This window comes from Streptomyces sp. NPDC014894, from assembly GCF_043080985.1.
Taxonomy (GTDB): domain Bacteria; phylum Actinomycetota; class Actinomycetes; order Streptomycetales; family Streptomycetaceae; genus Streptomyces.
In genome coordinates this window covers 76,949-92,326 of the sequence record NZ_JBIBWD010000013.1, presented here as the reverse complement: position 1 = coordinate 92,326, position 15,378 = coordinate 76,949, and the positions used below count along the sequence as shown (strand labels likewise).

Annotated in this window: 10 protein-coding genes; 2 read left to right on the top strand and 8 right to left on the bottom strand. The window is 74.1% G+C overall.

Annotated features, from left to right (window positions below):
* Window positions 1–101 precede the first annotated feature (101 nt).
* The 3 genes from ACF089_RS27895 to ACF089_RS27885 all read right to left on the bottom strand — a co-directional run bounded on the left by ACF089_RS27895 (window position 102) and on the right by ACF089_RS27885 (window position 5,924).
* Window positions 102–3,284 carry an amidohydrolase family protein gene (locus tag ACF089_RS27895; protein WP_392032106.1) on the bottom strand — a complete coding sequence of 1,061 codons (3,183 nt, stop codon included), beginning with the start codon at window positions 3,282–3,284 and terminating at the stop codon, window positions 102–104.
* Window positions 3,285–3,804: 520 nt separating this feature from the next.
* Window positions 3,805–5,154, bottom strand: a complete 1,350-nt coding sequence (locus ACF089_RS27890; protein WP_392032103.1) for a DEAD/DEAH box helicase — start codon at window positions 5,152–5,154, stop codon at window positions 3,805–3,807.
* A gap of 566 nt (window positions 5,155–5,720) precedes the next feature.
* Complete coding sequence (locus tag ACF089_RS27885) at window positions 5,721–5,924, bottom strand: cold-shock protein (RefSeq protein ID WP_018536328.1); 204 nt, start codon at window positions 5,922–5,924, stop codon at window positions 5,721–5,723.
* 1,338 nt (window positions 5,925–7,262) lie between these two features.
* Between ACF089_RS27885 and ACF089_RS27880 the strand changes: the two genes are divergently transcribed.
* Entirely contained in the window at window positions 7,263–7,799 is a 537-nt protein-coding gene (locus ACF089_RS27880) for a DoxX family membrane protein (protein ID WP_392032099.1), read from the top strand.
* Between the two features lie 455 nt (window positions 7,800–8,254).
* Window positions 8,255–9,025 carry a hypothetical protein gene (locus ACF089_RS27875; protein WP_392032096.1) on the top strand — a complete coding sequence of 257 codons (771 nt, stop codon included), beginning with the start codon at window positions 8,255–8,257 and terminating at the stop codon, window positions 9,023–9,025.
* Between the two features lie 243 nt (window positions 9,026–9,268).
* Here the strand turns inward: ACF089_RS27875 and ACF089_RS27870 are convergent, their stop codons facing one another.
* The 5 genes from ACF089_RS27870 to ACF089_RS27850 all read right to left on the bottom strand — a co-directional run bounded on the left by ACF089_RS27870 (window position 9,269) and on the right by ACF089_RS27850 (window position 15,317).
* Complete coding sequence (locus ACF089_RS27870) at window positions 9,269–10,336, bottom strand: serine hydrolase domain-containing protein (RefSeq protein ID WP_392032093.1); 1,068 nt, start codon at window positions 10,334–10,336, stop codon at window positions 9,269–9,271.
* A 122-nt stretch (window positions 10,337–10,458) separates the two neighbouring features.
* Window positions 10,459–11,247 (bottom strand): TSUP family transporter, encoded by a 789-nt coding sequence (locus ACF089_RS27865; protein WP_392032090.1) that lies wholly within the window; start codon window positions 11,245–11,247, stop codon window positions 10,459–10,461.
* A 109-nt stretch (window positions 11,248–11,356) separates the two neighbouring features.
* On the bottom strand, window positions 11,357–12,559 hold the full coding sequence (locus ACF089_RS27860) for a cytochrome P450 (protein ID WP_392032087.1): 1,203 nt from the start codon (window positions 12,557–12,559) through the stop codon (window positions 11,357–11,359).
* A gap of 36 nt (window positions 12,560–12,595) precedes the next feature.
* A complete protein-coding gene (locus tag ACF089_RS27855; RefSeq protein ID WP_392032084.1) occupies window positions 12,596–13,651 on the bottom strand; it encodes an MDR family NADP-dependent oxidoreductase in 1,056 nt (351 codons plus the stop codon).
* Between the two features lie 22 nt (window positions 13,652–13,673).
* Window positions 13,674–15,317: a phytoene desaturase family protein gene (locus ACF089_RS27850; protein ID WP_392032439.1), complete on the bottom strand. Its 1,644-nt coding sequence runs from the start codon at window positions 15,315–15,317 to the stop codon at window positions 13,674–13,676.
* Between the last annotated feature and the right edge of the window lie 61 nt (window positions 15,318–15,378).

Genomic DNA, 15,378 nt, shown 5'->3' with positions numbered 1-15,378 from the left:
GCCTCCGGACGCGCGCGGGCCGGGGTCCCGCAGAGCGCCCCGGCCACGGTCCCGGGAAACGCCCGGCCGAGGTCCCGGCGGACGGCGCGCGTCCCGCGCGGTCAGCCGGGCGGGGCGCAGCAGCCGTCGCGGCGCATGAGACGGCCGACGGCCCGCCAGTCCGGTTCGGTCCCGGCGCCCCGGGGCGGCGGCCCCACCGCGGCGATGAGGTCGTCGTTCGCGTACGGCACCCCGCCCCGGAGCACCGAGACCGTCCGTACGAGGGTGTCGAAGTCGGTGAAGGGGTCGCCGTCCACCACCGTCAGATCGGCGATCTTCCCCGGTTCCGCCGTGCCGAGGTCGCGGTCGAGCCCGAAGAGCCGGGCGGGCAGGACGGTCGCGGTGCGCAGCGCGGCCGCCGGGGAGAGCCCGGCCCGGTGCAGTGCGCGCAGCCCCAGATGGAGGGCGAGGCCGACGGGGGTGAGCGGTGCGTCGGTGCCGAGGGCGACGGTCCCGCCCGCGGCCAGCACCCGCAGGCAGATGCCGGTCTCGGTGTCCAGCGTCGCCAGCTGGGCGGCCGTGGGCGGGGTGTCCGCCGTCCGCCGGACCAGGGCGGCGTCCCAGGGCGTCATCACGACGGTGACTCTGGGGTCGTCGGCGAGGCCGGGGTCGGCGCCCAGCAGCGGTACGGCGGTGAAGGGGGTGGCGATGAGCCCGAGGCCGCCCTCGCGGTAGATCTCCCGTACGTCCTCGTACGCGCGTCCGGACGCGGTGACGGCGTGTCCGGTCTCGGTCCGCTGGGTGGCGTGGAGGTGGGTGGTGAGGTCGTGTCCGAGCTGGACGCCGGGGGAGAGCAGATGGCTGCCGACGCGGACGCCGAGGCGTTCGTGGGCGAAGCGGGCGGCCTCCTCCATGACCCAGGCGGGTGCGCGCACATAGGTCTTGACCGAGTCCCAGTCGAGGGCCGCGCCGCGCTCCAGGGACCGGCGGAGCCCCGCCCGGGTGCGGTGGGCGCGGCCCATGCTGTAGGCGACCCGGGAGCCGTCGAGGAGTTCGCCGGTGGTCAGCAGCCGGGGCCCGGCGAGCTGTCCGGCGGCGAGCGCGTCGCGCAGTCTGGCCTGTTCGTGGGCGAAGCCGCCGAGCGAGACGGCGGTGGTGATGCCGTAGGTCAGCTGGCCCACGGTCTGCCGTGCGCCGTAGGTGGTCTGCCACGGGTGGGTGTGGGCGTCCCAGAGCCCGGGGACGACGGTGCGGCCGGAGGCGTCGATCCGGTGGAGGGCGGCGGGGCGGGCGGCCCGGTGCGGTTCGACGGCGGTGATCCGGCCGCGGCGTACGACGAGGTCGACGTCGTCGCGTACGGCGTCCCCCGTGCCGTCCCAGAGCCGCCCGGCGTGCACGACGGTGTCGGCGGGTTCGGGGACCCGGCGGTCCAGGGGCGCCCGGACGGTCCGGGGCCGGCCGCCTCCGGCCGGGATCAGCCGGAGCCGGGAGCCGGACAGATAGAGCAGGGTGGTGGAGTCGCCGGACCAGGAGGGGTGGTCGGCGGGTTCGTCGGCGAGGGTGCGGAGGGGGCCTCGGGGCGTTCCGTCGGGGGCGACGGGCAGCAGGCAGAGCGCGGATTCCACGATCACGGCCATCCACCGGCCGTCGGGGGACCAGACGGGTCCTGAGCCGTACCGGTCGGAGAGGGAGGTGTGCGGGGCGACGGCGTGCAGCCGGTCCGCGCCGGTGGCGGCGTCGAGGACGCGGATGAGGTGGTAGCCCTCGCGGAAGCGCAGATTGAGCCGGTTGCGGTCGCAGAGGGCGATGCGGCGGCCGTCGGGCGACCAGCTCGGCCGGCCGGGCAGTCCGCCGCCGCCGAGGGGCTCGGCGAGCACGCGTTCGGTCCCGGCGGCCAGTTCGCGGACGATCAGCCGCCCGGTCAGGTCGAGGCAGGCGAGCCGCCGGCCGTCGGGCGAGAGCGCGGGGTGGACCCGGCCGCCGGCGGCGAGCGTGCTCTCCTCCCCGGTGGCGAGGGCGTGCCGGCGGACGCCGAGGAGTCCGTCGCGGTCGTCCGCGTACAGCAGCGAGCGTCCGTCGGGGGCCCAGACGGGTCCGAGCGGATAGCGGGCCGGGGACGCGGGCCGCAGCCGGCGGGGCGGGCGGCCGCCCGAGACGCCGGCGGTCCAGAGGGCGTTGAGGGCGGCGAAGGCGACGTGCCGTCCGTCGGGCGAGAGCGCGGGGAGGTGGATGCCCCGGACCGGGCGGACTCCCGCCTCGCCGAGGTCGTGACTCTTGGTCCGGTAGCGGGGCCGGTCCACGGGCAGTACGCCGTCGAAGGGGATCGTCCGCGCGGCGGCGGGCCGGCCGGGGTCGAGGAGGGTGAAGCGGCCGTCGACGGTGAGCAGCAGCTCGCCCCCGGCGGTCCAGCGCGGGGGCACGGCGGCGAGGTCCCCGGCGACGGCGACGGGCCGGCCGTCGACCACGAGGGCGCAGGAGCCGTTCGGGGCGGCGGTGGTCCGCAGATGGGCCAGCCGCCGTCCGTCCGGGGCGAGGGCCGGGGCCAGGATCTGGGCGCCCGGCGGTCCGGTGTGCTCGACGGTCACCGGTCCTCGGCCGTCCGCCGGTACGGAGGCGATGGTCCGGGCCTCCAGTCCGGTCCCGGCGGGCGTGGTGACGGCCCGCGCCCGGACGAACAGGATCCGCTCGCCGTCGGCCGACCAGACGGGGTCGAAGTCCTCCCAGGGGCCGTCCTGTTCGGGGCCGTGCTGCCCGGGGAGGCCGGTGACGCGGGTGATGCGGCCGGTGCGCAGCTCCAGCACATGGACGCGGTAGGGGCTGCCGGTCACCGGGTCGCCGCCGCGTTCGGAGGCGAAGGCGATCCGGCGGCCGTCGGGGGACCAGGCCGGTCCCCGGTCGTCCCAGGGGCCTTCGGTGCGCTGTCTCGCCCCGGATCCGTCGGTGTGCGCGGTCCAGATGTGGAAGCCGCCGTCCCGGTACGCGCCGAAGGCGAGGAGGGCGCCGTCCGGGGAGTGCGTCGGCCGGTTCGGTTCCAGGTCCGCCGGGGTGAGGGGGACGGCCCGGCCGCCGGTGCGGGGAACGGCCCACAGAACGCTCTGGACCTCGGCGATCAGGGTCCCGCCGGTGGGCGAGAGGGTCGCGGAGCCGTTGGTGGCCTCGGTGAGACGGAGTGAGAGAGGGGAACGGGGGCGGGGGCGCGCGGGGGCGGCGCCGACGGCCGTCGCGGCCCCGGCGACGCCCGCGGCGGCGAGGAGCCGTCGGCGGGAGAGCGGGAGGCGGGCGGCGGCGGTCCGGTCACGGTCCATGGCAGAGCACGCTCCCGCACCGCGCGGCGCCGGGGCAACACCGCCCGTCGCGCCACGCCGTGGAACCACTCGTGGCGGTGGCGGGACCGTGGGGCCGCGCGGAGTGGAGAAGGGGCGGGCGTGAGCGGGACGAGGACCGGAAGTGGTCGTGAGCGGGACGAGGACCGTGGCCGTGGACCGGCGGGGAGCCGTGAGCGGGAAGAGGACCGTGGCCGTGGACCGGCGGAGAGCCGTGGGCGCGCAAAGGACCGTGGCCGTGGACCGGCGGAGAGCCGTGGGCGCGCAAAGGACCGTGGCCGTGGACCGGGCGTGGTCGTGAGCCGGCCGTACGCCATGGACCGGCGGGTGACCGGGGCCGGCGGTCCCGTCGCGGGGTCGGCGTACACGCGTCCGCGCCCGGCAGCCGGGAACGCCGGAAGGCCACGGGGTTCTCCCGTGGCCTTCCGATGCTGTGCGGGGCCGCCGCCCGGTGGAGGGGCGGGACCGGAGCCGGGGCGGCGCGCGCCCCGGCCGGTGGTGTCTAGCGCGCCCGGCGGACCCGGGCGGCCTTGCGGGCCTCGGCGGTCTGGCGGGACTCCGCGGTACGACGGGACTCGCCGCCGCCACCGCCGCCCGCCCTGCCGGTGCCACCGCCGCCGCCGGGGCGTCCCCGGCGGGTGCCGCGGCCGAGGAAGGGCGCGCCGCCGCGCTTGGCGGGGCGCTCCACGACCGGCGCGGTGACCTCGACGGGCACGCCGGACGGGGCCTGCGCGCCGGTGATACGGCTCAGCTCGGCCTCGCCGGAGCGCACCCGGGTGGTCTCCGGGGTGATGCCCGCGTCGGCCATGAGACGGGTCATCTCCCGGCGCTGCTCGGGCAGGACCAGCGTGACGACCCGGCCGGACTCGCCGGCGCGGGCGGTGCGGCCGCCCCGGTGCAGATAGTCCTTGTAGTCGCTCGGCGGGTCCACGTTGACGACGAGGTCGAGGTCGTCGATGTGAATGCCCCGGGCGGCGACGTTGGTGGCCACCAGCGCGGTGATGTGACCGGTCTTGAACTGGGACAGGGTCCGGGTGCGCTGCGGCTGGGACTTGCCGCCGTGCAGCGCGGCCGCGCGGACGCCGCTCTTCAGCAGGTGCTTGGTGAGCTTGTCGACGGCGTGCTTGGTGTCGAGGAACATGATCACCCGGCCGTCGCGGGCCGCGATCTCGGTGGTGGTGCTGTACTTGTCCGCGCCCTGGACGTGCAGGACGTGGTGCTCCATGGTGGTCACCGCGCCGGCCGAGGGGTCCACCGAGTGGACCACCGGGTCGGTGAGGTAGCGGCGGACGAGCAGGTCGACATTGCGGTCCAGGGTCGCCGAGAACAGCATCCGCTGTCCGTCGGGACGGACCTGGTCGAGCAGTTCGGTCACCTGGGGCATGAAGCCCATGTCGGCCATCTGGTCGGCCTCGTCGAGCACGGTGATGCTCACCCGGTCCAGTCGGCAGTCCTTGCGCTCGACCAGGTCCTTGAGGCGGCCCGGCGTCGCGACGACGACCTCGACGCCGCCGCGCAGCGCACCGGCCTGGCGGCCGATCGACATACCGCCGACGACCGTGGCGAGCCGCAGGTCGAGCGATTTGGCGTACGGGGTGAGCGCGTCGGTGACCTGCTGGGCCAGCTCACGGGTGGGGACGAGGACCAGGGCGAGGGGCTGCTTGGGCTCGGCGCGCCGGCCGGCGGTGCGGACCAGCATCGGCAGGCCGAAGGCGAGCGTCTTGCCGGATCCGGTGCGTCCCCGGCCGAGGACGTCGCGTCCGGCGAGGGAGTTCGGCAGCGTGGCGGCCTGGATGGGGAAGGGCTCGGTCACCCCGAGGCCGGTGAGCGTCGACAGCAGCTGCGCCGGCATGTCGAGTTCACGGAATGTCTCGACGGCGGGAAGGGCCGGGGTCGTGGACTCCGGCAGGGCGAATTCGCCCTGCGGGGCGGAGGGACGGCCGGATCCATTGGAGCGACCGCCCGAACGGCCGCCCTGGCCCTTGGGACGGAATCGGGCGCCGCGACCGCCGCCGGAACCGCCGGATCCACCGGAACCGGAGGATCCGCCGCTGCGGGGGTTGGGAAAGCGACTGTTCGTGCGAGCTGAGCGGTTCAAAAGGGGAACCTTTCCTCGACAGGGCACGCATCGAGGAATTCTCGGCGGAGAACAGCCGAAGGAATTGCAAGCACGAGCCGATAATAAGAATATGAATGAATGCAACCGTATACGGTCGCCGATGAGCGTGCCCGGGTGCGGTGACGCACGGACACGGGCGGAGCCTCGTCCGGCCGCGGCCGTGGACTCGTCGTCCACGGCACGGGGGCGCGGGGAGGCCTCGCCCGGGGTGTCGCCGTTCGCGGGGGCCGCCCGCAAACGGCAACGAGCTGGGGCCCGACCTTGCGGTGCGGACCCCAGCTACGTTGCGCGTTTCAGCGTCAGGCGGGAACGATGTTCTCCGCCTGCGGGCCCTTCTGGCCCTGCGTGACGTCGAAGTTCACCTTCTGGCCCTCCTGCAGCTCACGGAAGCCCTGGGTGGCGATGTTCGAGTAGTGGGCGAAGACGTCGGGGCCGCCACCCTCCTGCTCGATGAAGCCGAAGCCCTTTTCCGCGTTGAACCACTTCACGGTGCCAGTAGCCATATCAAAATCTCCTTCGGGGCATGATCCGGAATCCACACTGTGCGAACTCCGGTGTCGCCGCGATGATTGCCCCGTCCGGAAACTGCGCCGAAAACAAAAAGTGCCTGACGACTAAGAGTCATCAGCGGCACTTGAAGCGTTTGGGAACCACAACTGCAACTTCCAACAACACTAGCACGAGATGAGCGGACGCACGATGTTCGCCTCTTTTCCGCCGTGGCGCGGGCCGGAAACACCCCGTACGGGCCAGCAATACCGGGGTTTCCCGGTCCTCTCGGGCTCCCGCGGGCGGGGCGCGCCACAGAGGACGGACCGCCCGCCGGGGCGAGGACCGTACACCGGCGATCACTCTCGGTCACTGACGACCGGGGGGCCGGGGCGGGCCGCGGGGCAGCGCCCTGGCCAGCCGGATCATCCCCGGGCCGCCCGCCCAAACAGTATTGGTCCAGACCTTTACGCGACGGACGTGAACTTATAGCGTGTCGCCAGATGCAAACGAATGGCCTCAGTTTCATCATCTCCCCCCACAAGGAGTTACGTTGACAGGGATCCTGTCGGCGATGGCCGCGCCGCACACCTGGGCATCACAGCGTCCGAAGGGACGAAACCTGTCATGCCCGCCTCACGCCCGACTCGTGGGCGAAGGCTGCCCCGAAAGACAGGGCAGCCCGTTCGGGGCCGTCGGCGCGCCCACGCCTTTACTCAGAGTGTCTGAACCGCTCTCCCACTCCGCCGCACCGCCGGCGACCCGGACCGCCGCCCCACGCGGACGCGTCCCCTCCCCCGTCCCGCCGCCCGCCCGTGCGGGCAGACCGCGTTCGACCGCGCGGTCCCGCGGGACCCTGCGGGCCGGACCGGATCCCGACGGCCGCCCGTCCGCCGTCCCCGTACGCCCCGATCCGGCGCGTACGGCCACGCCCTCCCGACCCGGAGCGCCCACGCCCCTCCGCTGAGCCCCGGCCGCCCCGCCCCCCACGGCGGGGGACGGCCGGAGCAGCGCACGCGGGCGGACCCCCGTGTGCGTCGGAGCGGCCATGACGGCCGCCGTACGGCACCGATCCATCCTCACGATCATTCGAACCGCGCCGACGCGGCGCGCCGCCCGGGTCCGTCCCGGGTCGGACGCGTCAGCATCCCCGGCCGGCGCCCGGCGCGACAGCGGCCGCGCGGCCGGGGCCGGGGCACGGCGCACACCTTGTTCACAGCTCGGGACGGAAGCGTCCGAACCGCTGGGCCGCCTTTCAGGACCGTCTTCGCCGTGCGCGGAGACGGCTGGCGCCCAGGCTTGGTGAACCGTGGATGTCGCGAGCCCGAACCACGTCTCAGGAAGGACGCACCATGACGCGTCATATGGGGAATCGAGGCACCGCCACCTCCCGAGAAGGGGCCGAGCGGCCCCAGCGGCCGATCCGGCCCGGCGAACGTCTGCGGGACCGGCCCGTACCCGGGGTCGCGGCCGCGCTGAGCCGTTACCGCCCGCACAGCACCACCGTCCTCAGGGTGTCCGTGGGACTCGTCTTCATCTGGTTCGGCCTGATGAAGTTCGTGCCCGAGGCCAGCCCGGCGCAGGACGTCGCCACCAGGACCATGGACGTACTGGCCTTCGGGCTGGTGCCGGCGGAGGCGTCCCGGCCGCTGCTCGCGCTCTTCGAGACGGCGATCGGCGTGGGCCTGGTCACCGGAGTGCTGCTGCGGCTGGTCCTGGCGGCGTTCTTCGTGCATATGGCCGGGGTCTTCTCGGCCCTGCTCATCCTGCCCGGAGAGATGTGGAACGGCCCGATGGCGACCCCGACCCTGGAGGGGCAGTACGTGATCAAGAACGTGGTTCTGATCGCGGCCTGTCTGGCGGTGGCCGCCGACGAACGGCGCGGCTGATCGGCGGGTCCCGGTCCGGCGGCCCTTCGCGGCGGCCGGACCGGGACCCGGCGGCGGTCGGCGCCCCGGGTCCGTGAGCAGTCCGGACCCGAGCCGCTCGATCGCGGCGCGGATCGACGACGGTACGGACGCCCGGGGCCGGGAAGCGGTCCCCGTCCTCGCCGTGCGGCCTGGCGGGCGGGACGGGCGGACCGAGGGGCCCGGGCGCGGGTCGGCACTCGGCTGACCTGCGACTTCCGTCGAAATCCGGACAATTGCCGGACGGTTGTGCACAGGAACGTCTCAATCCCGTGGAGGTGCCGTTGCGCCCTCGTCACGATCGGTTCCGACGGCCGGGAGGGCGGTCCGGGGCTCCGTACAGGACGTACATTCGGCTCCGACGATCCCCGCGTGATCGCCGGTGAGTGAGGGCCGCGGGGCGATGTCGTCCACCGATTCCAGAGAGAAGCCCCACCATGCACCGCACCGCCGTCCGCCGCACCGCCATCGCCGCCTCCGCGCTCTCGCTGACCCTGGTCCTGAGCGCCTGCGGCAAGGACGACTCCCCCGCGAAGGACGAGTCGAAGGACAAGACGGCGTCGAGCGCGCCCGCCGCCGACTCGGAAGGGAAGGCGCTGTCGCAGGCGGAGCTGGACAAGCTCGCGCTGGCCAAGGGCGACGTCGAGCAGCACGAGATCAGCAAGGCCACCAAGGCCGACCTGGCCGGCACCGACGGCGCGAGCACCGACAAGGCGGAGTGCGCGCCGCTGGCCGATGTGATGGTGGCGCGGGGCACCGCGAAGCCCTCGGCCACCTCGGTCGTCAAGATCATGGCGGTGCCGGAGGCCCCGGCCGAGGACGCCTCGCCGGAGGAGAAGGCCGAGGCCGGTCTGAGCGCCCTGGGCGCGACGATCACGATCGACGCCCTCAGCTCGTACGAGGGGAAGGGCGCCGAGGAGGCCATCGCCGCGGTGAAGAAGGCGGGCGCGGACTGCGCGGGCGGCTTCACCATGATCACCGGCGCCGAGAAGACGAAGATCACGAAGGTGGAGACCGGCTCCTACACCGGCGGCGACGAGGCGGTCGCCTACACCTTCGCGATGGACCTGGGCGGCGAGAGCTCCACCGGTCATCTGGTGGCGGTCCGCAAGGGCGGCACCGTCGCGGCGTTCTACTCGATGAGCCTGGCCGGCAAGGCCGAGCAGCCGAAGGCGGTCATCGACGCCCAGCTGAAGAAGCTCGGCTGATCCCCGGCGGACGCCGAGTCGGATCGGGGGCGGTCGCCCCACCCTGGGTTTCCGGATGGGGCGGCCGCCCCCGTCCGCGTGTGGAGGCCCGTTCCCGTCCGCCTGTGAACGGCCCGTTCCCGTCCGCGCGCCTCCTGATCGTTCCCGTCCGCGTGCCTCCCGGTCGCTCCCGGTCGCTCCCGGTCGCTCTCGTCGCGCCCGGGCGGCCGGGAGGCTCCGCGCGCGCCCCGGGCCCGCCGGCCGTCAGTCGTCGGTGAGCAGCAGCCGGGCGGCGAGGGCGTCGACCCCGTGGCCGGTGTTGGAGAGCACCGCGACCGCGCGGCCGGTGCGCGGGACGAGGCCGATGAACGAGGCGGACCCTCCGGTTCCGCCGTTGTGCCAGACCACCTCCGTGCCGTCGGCGCGGATCCGGGTGAACCAGCCCCGTCCCACGCGGTTCTCCCCCTCGGCGTCGAACCGCGCCCTGGCGGCGTCCGCCCCCGGGGCCCGGCCCTCGGCGACCGCGAGCAGCAGCCGGGCGAGATCGCGGGCGGTCGACCAGACGCCCGCGCCGGAGGGGGCGTACCCCGGTGACGTCCAGGGCTCCGCGGGGCGTCCGCCGGGCCGGTGCGGGAGGGCGGCGGGGTGCGGGAGCGGTCGGGCCCGGGTGTGGAAGCGGGTCCCGGTCATGCCGAGCGGGGTGAGGAGTTCGCGTTCCGCCAGCCGCGCGTAGTCGGGTTCGCCGTCCGGCGACGCCCCGGCGGCCAGGGCGTGGCCGAGGAGGGCCGTCCCGAGGTTGGAGTAGCGGAACGTTCCGGCGGATCCGGCCCCGCGGACGGCCGCGGCGCGGTCGAGGAAGGCGTCCCGGTCCAGTCCCCGGTACGGGTCGCGGCCCCGGCGCGCGGCGAGGGAGGCCCACAGCGCGGCGGCGGCGGAGCGGTGGTGCAGCCGGGGCAGTCCGGAGCGGTGGGCGGCGAGGTCGCCCAGGAGGGCGCGGCCCGCCGGGCGGCCCGTGAAGCGGTCGGGCAGAAGTTCGGCGACGGGCTGTTCGGGCGAGACCGTGCCGCGCTCGGCGAGCCGGCTCAGCAGCATGCCGGTGAGGACCTTGGCGGTCGAGCCGATCTCGAAGGCGGTGTCCGGGGCGGCCGGAGCGGGGGTGTCGCCGTCCTCCGTGCCGAGCGCGGCGAAGCGCGGTGCGCCGTCCTGGATCAGGGCGACGGAGAGGGCCCGGTGATTGCCGGGCGCGCCGGCGGCGCGCTTCATCCGTGCGGCCAGTTCGGGGTCGCCGCCCGTCAGCCGGGGGGACCACGCGGTGCGGTCGGGGGCGGTCATACGGGGGCGGTCCTCTTCCGGGAGGGGGTACGAAGGTCCGGAGGCGGTCGTTCCGCCACCGGGCGAGCGGGCCGCGGCCGGGCCGGAGAAGATCATAGGGAGGGGCGGAAGGGCCGGGCGGCTCAGGTGAGGGCGGCGATCGCGTAGCCGAGGCCGAGGGCGGTGGCGAGGACGCCGAGGAGCAGGCGCAGCGCGGTCTCGGGGAGCCGGGGCTGGAGCCGGGCCCCCAGATATCCGCCGAGCAGTCCGCCCAGTCCGCAGACCAGGCCGAGGGTCCAGTCCGGCGCGATGTCGCCGCTCGTGGTGAGGGCCAGCAGCGCGTAGGAGCCGGCGCCGGCGACGGAGGCGGCGAAGGTGGAGGCCAGTGCGGCGGGGGCGACCTGGGCGACCGGCATGCCGCGGCCGACCAGGATCGGCCCGAGCAGGGAGCCGCCGCCGATTCCGTAGATCCCGCCGACCGTGCCCACGGCGGCGGCGAGGGCGGTGAGGGCGCGCGGGGAGGGTTCCGCGGGGGCCGTGCGCGCGGCGGTCGCGGGGCGCAGGGTGCGCAGACAGAGCCAGAGGCCCAGCGGCAGCAGCAGCGCGGCGACCAGCAGCCGGAAGACGGCGGGGCCGGGGACGGCGAAGACCCGGACGACCGCGCCGAGGACCACTCCGGGCAGGGTGCCGAGGATCAGCCGGCGGGTGAGCGGCCCCCGCAGGGTCCCGCGCCGGTGGTGGCGGAGCAGCGCGCCGGGCCCGGCCACCACGTTGAAGAGCAGATTGGTGGGGGTGACGCTGGGGCTGGGGACTCCCAGGACGCTCAGCTGGACCGGGAGCAGGAAGACCGCGCCGGAGACCCCGACGGGCGCGGTCGCCGAGGCGATGAGCATCCCGGCGGTGAACGCCAGCGCCCCTGTGGACCAGTCCATGTGCTCCGCCCCCCGCGACGACCGGTTCAGTATCGGTCGTCGCGGGGGCCCTGGCGCGGTCGCCCGGATGACAGTCGTATGAACGGGCGGGCGGGGCGGTTCCGTTCGGTCACCAGGTCACGGTGAGCCGGCGGGGGCTGCGGGAGGTGGTGCCCAGCCGCCACTGGACGCCGTCGGCGGGCTCGGCGAGCCGCAGCCCGGGGAAGCGGGCGGCGAGCCGGTGCAGGCCGAGGCGCAGCTCCAGCCGGGCGAGCCAGGCGCCCAGGCAGTAGTGGGGGCCCGCGCCGAAGGCGAGGCCGGGCCCCTCCAGCGGGGCGAACAGGTCGTCGAAGGGCCGGTCGGGGAAGAGGTCGGGGTCGCGGTTGGCCAGGAAGCAGTCGGCGAGGACCACCGAGCCCTTCGGGATGAGCACACCGCCGACCTCGACGTCCTCGGCGGCGTGGCGGGCGGTGCCCCGGTCGTCGCCGAGCGGCATCAGATGGAGCAGCCGCTCGGCCAGCGCCTCGGCGGCCGGCTCGTCGGCGCCGAGGCGCTCCCAGCACTCCGGCCGTTCGCCGAGGAGGTAGAGGAGGGAGTTGCCGAGCATGGTCATCGTGCTGTCGTGGCCGCCGACCACCAGTCCGCAGACGAGCTGGACCAGTTGGGTCTCGGGGATCCCGCCCTCCTCGTCGGCGGCCCGGACCACCGAGCTGATCAGGTCGTCCCCGGGTTCGCGGCGCCGGCGGGCGAGGAGTCCGGCGCCGAATTCGGCGAACTCGGCGAGCACGGTCTCCACTTCCCGCCCGTCGTGGGAGCCGTCGGAGAAGGCGTGCTCGGACCAGTGGCGCAGCCGGGAGCGCACCTCGTCGTCGAGTCCCATGAGCCGGCTGATCACCCGGACGGGCAGCGGGAGGGTGTACGCGGCGACCACGTCCACCGGGGGTTCGGCGCGGGCGAGGGAGTCCAGGCACTCCTCGACGATCGCGGCGATCCAGGGCTGCCAGCGGGCCACGGCCCTCGGGGTGAAGGCGCGGCGCAGGGTGCCGCGCAGCCGGAGGTGGTCGCTGCCGTCCTGGTTGAACATCAGATCGGGGTTGTTCACCAGGTCGGGCACGGCGGACAGGGACGGCGCGTCGGCCTCGTAGAGCTGGGAGCGGCGGAATCGGGCGTCGGAGAGGACCTGGCGCACATCGGGGTGGCGGCTCACCAGCCAGGCGTGTGAGCCGTCGGGGAGTTCGGCGGGCCGGGGCGGGCCGGGCTCGCCCACGACGACGCGGTGCAGCGGCGGTCTGTGCTGCCGGGGACATGTGCCGGTGGTCTCGGCGTCGGACACGGTGCCTCCTGGCACGTAGACGGGTTGGGGGACGGGTCAGAGCCGGACCAGGACCTTGCCCAGCCGGCCGCCCCGGCTCCGGTAGAGGCTGGCGTACGCCTCGGGGATGCTGTCGAAGCCGTGGTGGAGCGTGTGGTCGCAGACGACCTCGCCCCGGCGGATCCGGCCGCCCAGTTCGGTGTGGAGCGCCTGCCAGTTCCCCTGGGTGAACCACTCCAGCGAGAAGATGCCGCGGATGGTGGCGCGGGGGAACATGATGTAGGGCAGCAGCCGGGGGCCGACGCCCTCCCGGCCCACCTGGGTGGCCCACTGCCAGCACACCGCGACCTGGCTGCCGATGTTGAGCATGGAGAACACGGCGTCGGTGAGGGCGCCGCCCAGATTGTCGAAGTACTTGTCGACGCCGTCGGGGGCGACGCCGCGCAGCGCGGCGCGGACGGTGTCCGCGCTGTCCCCGTGCCGGTACAGGAGGACGCCGTCGAAGCCGAGTTCGGTGAGGCGTTCCGCCTTCTCGGCGCTGGAGGTGGAGCCGATGACCCGGGCGCCGGAGAGTTTGGCCAGCTGTCCCACGAGGGAGCCGACGGGGCCGGAGGCGCCGCTGATGACGACGGTGTCGCCGGGCCGGACGGTCATGAACTTGGTGAGCGTGCCCCAGGCGGTCATGCCGGGCCCGCCCATCGCGCCGAGCGCGGTCGCCAGCGGCAGGGTCTCGTCGTACCAGCGCGGATCGAGTCTGCGGTAGGCGGGGAAGACCATGGGGAAGGTCCCGGTCTGCCAGGGGGTGGCGGCGCCGGTGCCGATCACATGGGTGCGCCAGCCGCCGAATCCCTGGACCAGGTCGCCGGGGCGGTGGGCGGCGAGCGGTCCGGCCTCCAGCACCTCCATGACGGAGTCGGCGCCCATGTGGTCGCCGAGGACGGTGTCCAGGGCGATGCCCTGGAGGTAGGGGTCGACGGAGACGTAGACCGTTCTCAGCAGCATTTCGTCGGGGGCGAGGTCGACGTCGATGTCCTCGACGACCTTCTCGTAGACCCGGTCCACGTCGGGCACGCCCTCCATGTGCTCGCGGACCACCCATTTCTGCGTTCTCATCACAGCTCCTCGTGTGCGCGGCTCATCCCCGCAGTCCGACGGGGATGACGAGATGGGTGGGCGGCGGGCCGCTCTCGTCGATGGAGGCGGTGAACGGCCGGCCGTCGTCGCGGCAGACGAACTGGGCGACGTGGCGGCCGGCGGCGGCGGCCCGGATGAGCCCGCCGGTGGTGGCCCACACCCCTGACTGATAGAAGTTCGCCAGCCCCGGGACTCCGGGGCCGTGCTTCTTGACCAGCTCCTCCAGGGTCTCGCCGCTCTCCACGAACGGCTGCCAGCCGAGGACGGTCCCGTCGTAGTTGCCCGTGTAGCGGACCTGGGTCAGCGGGCTGGACACATCGCGCACGGCGATCGCCTCGCGGAGGCCGGGGTGGCGCTCCTCCAGGAAGGCCACGATCGCGTCGCGGGCCCGCCGCTTGGCCGCGTAGTAGCCCCGCCCGTGGCGTACGGGCAGGGTGTGCAGCCGCTGGCCGCCGCGGCTGCGGCTGGCCTGTTCGGGGCCCTCGTCCAGGGCGCGCCAGGGCGCGATGTCGCAGAAGTAGGTGGCGTAGACGACGGTGGTGCCGTGCGGGGACAGCTCGGGGTAGTGCCGGCTGCGGAACTGCACATTGATGCTCGGGTGGCGGATTCCGGTCAGCTCCGCCGCCGTCCGCTCGTCGAGGAGATGGGTGGTGCAGGGCTCTCCGTCGGGGAAGTCGCCCCGCAGGCCGAGGAAGAGGGTGAAGTAGCCGGGGAAGACCATGCCGGGTTCGAGGATGGTCTCGGTGTAGAGCTTGCGGTAGGCGTCGTTGAGATAGCGCCCCTTGAGGAGGTTCATCATCGTGGTGTGGCCGTCGCAGGCGGAGACCACGATGTCGGCCCGGTACTCCCGGCCGTCGGTGAGCCGGACGCCGACCGCGCGGTCGTCCTCGACGATCACCTCCTCGGCCTTGGCGTTGTACGTGACCTCGCCGCCGAGCGCGCGGTAGCGGCGTTCGATGGAGGTGGCGAGGCCCAGGGAGCCGCCCTCGGGGACGCCCGCGGAGAGATTGGCGTGCGAGGCGAGCTGGAAGTGGAACGGCAGTACGGGGAAGGCCGGGTGCTTCTCGTACAGGATGAAGTTGAACGCCTCGCGCAGCAGCGGGTCCTGGAAGCGGGCCGAGTAGTCGGTCATCAGCACGCTGATGGTGGTGCGGACGGCGTTGAAGTAGGGGACGAAGGAGGCGAGCATGCGCCAGCGCTCGGCCCTGCCCATCAGTCCGACGGGGGTGAGGAAGGGGTAGACCGCGAGGCATTTGCGAAAGGCCCGCAGCTGGTCGCAGAAGCGCCGGACGAGCCGGGCGTCCGCGGGCGACAGCTCGGTGAGATGGGCCTGGAGCCGGTCGGGGTCGGAGTAGAAGTAGACCGCCCGGCCGTCCCGGCCGCGCACGATGTTGAAGACGTCGAAGTGACGGATCTGTTTGCCCTGAAGGGCGCCCAGCTCCAGCCAGATCTGGTGCATCTCGTTGCCGGGCCCGCTGCCGAGCAGCCAGCTGACGCAGCAGTCCAGGGTGAAGTCGCCGCGGTCCCAGGCGGTGCAGCAGCCGCCCGGGATCTCGTGCATCTCCAGGATGTGGGTGCGATAGCCGTTCATACGGGCGTAGCAGCCGGTGGAGAGGCCGCCGAGTCCCGCGCCGATGATGATCATCGATTCTCTGCCGCGTTGCGACGACGCCACGGATGCGCTCTCCTTCGCCTGGGGTGCCCGC

Bases quoted from the DNA above. Each gene is read 5' to 3' on its own strand.
- ACF089_RS27850 (WP_392032439.1), bottom strand. From the start codon at position 15,317: ATGATCATCATCGGCGCGGGACTCGGCGGCCTCTCCACCGGCTGCTAC.
- ACF089_RS27880 (WP_392032099.1), top strand. From the start codon at position 7,263: ATGACGCGTCATATGGGGAATCGAGGCACCGCCACCTCCCGAGAAGGG.
- ACF089_RS27895 (WP_392032106.1), bottom strand. From the start codon at position 3,284: ATGGACCGTGACCGGACCGCCGCCGCCCGCCTCCCGCTCTCCCGCCGA.
- ACF089_RS27875 (WP_392032096.1), top strand. From the start codon at position 8,255: ATGCACCGCACCGCCGTCCGCCGCACCGCCATCGCCGCCTCCGCGCTC.
- ACF089_RS27855 (WP_392032084.1), bottom strand. From the start codon at position 13,651: ATGAGAACGCAGAAATGGGTGGTCCGCGAGCACATGGAGGGCGTGCCC.
- ACF089_RS27885 (WP_018536328.1), bottom strand. From the start codon at position 5,924: ATGGCTACTGGCACCGTGAAGTGGTTCAACGCGGAAAAGGGCTTCGGC.
- ACF089_RS27865 (WP_392032090.1), bottom strand. From the start codon at position 11,247: ATGGACTGGTCCACAGGGGCGCTGGCGTTCACCGCCGGGATGCTCATC.
- ACF089_RS27870 (WP_392032093.1), bottom strand. From the start codon at position 10,336: ATGACCGCCCCCGACCGCACCGCGTGGTCCCCCCGGCTGACGGGCGGC.
- ACF089_RS27890 (WP_392032103.1), bottom strand. From the start codon at position 5,154: ATGCCGGCGCAGCTGCTGTCGACGCTCACCGGCCTCGGGGTGACCGAG.